Source organism: Ureibacillus sinduriensis BLB-1 = JCM 15800, from assembly GCF_000772955.1.
GTDB lineage: Bacteria > Bacillota > Bacilli > Bacillales_A > Planococcaceae > Ureibacillus > Ureibacillus sinduriensis.
The window spans coordinates 1-673 of record NZ_JPVO01000006.1 but is presented as its reverse complement, the minus strand read 5'-3'; the positions used below and the strand labels follow the sequence as shown (position 1 = coordinate 673).

At 52.3% G+C, this 673-nt stretch carries 6 tRNA genes; all 6 read right to left on the bottom strand.

Annotated features, from left to right (window positions below):
* Positions 1-69 precede the first annotated feature (69 nt).
* Positions 70-146, bottom strand: a tRNA-Pro gene (locus CD33_RS00105).
* A gap of 6 nt (positions 147-152) precedes the next feature.
* Positions 153-229: transfer RNA gene (locus CD33_RS00100), tRNA-Arg, on the bottom strand.
* A 10-nt stretch (positions 230-239) separates the two neighbouring features.
* Positions 240-328, bottom strand: a tRNA-Leu gene (locus tag CD33_RS00095).
* Positions 329-333: 5 nt separating this feature from the next.
* Positions 334-408, bottom strand: a tRNA-Gly gene (locus CD33_RS00090).
* A gap of 41 nt (positions 409-449) precedes the next feature.
* Positions 450-524, bottom strand: a tRNA-Lys gene (locus CD33_RS00085).
* 7 nt (positions 525-531) lie between these two features.
* A tRNA-Tyr gene (locus CD33_RS00080) sits at positions 532-615 on the bottom strand.
* Between the last annotated feature and the right edge of the window lie 58 nt (positions 616-673).

Here is a 673-nt window from a genome sequence, read left to right as displayed (position 1 = left end):
CCTGCGTGCAAGGCAGGCGCTCTCCCAGCTGAGCTAAGGCCCCAAAATAAAGTGATTAATAAGTTTAAATGGTCGAGAAGACAGGATTCGAACCTGCGACCCCTTGGTCCCAAACCAAGTGCTCTACCAAGCTGAGCTACTTCTCGTAATATTGGCGCGCCCGGCAGGAGTCGAACCCACAACCTTCTGATCCGTAGTCAGACGCTCTATCCAATTGAGCTACGGGCGCTATTTATGAATGGTGCCGAGGACCGGAATCGAACCGGTACGGTAGTCACCTACCGCAGGATTTTAAGTCCTGTGCGTCTGCCAGTTCCGCCACCCCGGCATAATTGGAGCGGAAGACGAGGTTCGAACTCGCGACCCCCACCTTGGCAAGGTGGTGTTCTACCACTGAACTACTTCCGCATGTACAAAAGTTAATGCTGGCATAGCATAATTTATAAAACTGGTGAGCCATGAAGGACTTGAACCTTCGACCCTCTGATTAAAAGTCAGATGCTCTACCACTGAGCTAATGGCTCTTGCAAATGGTGGAGGGGGACGGATTCGAACCGCCGAACCCGAAGGAGCGGATTTACAGTCCGCCGCGTTTAGCCACTTCGCTACCCCTCCGAAAAAAAGGATGCCGGCGAAAGGAGTCGAACCCTCGACCTACTGATTACAAGTCAGT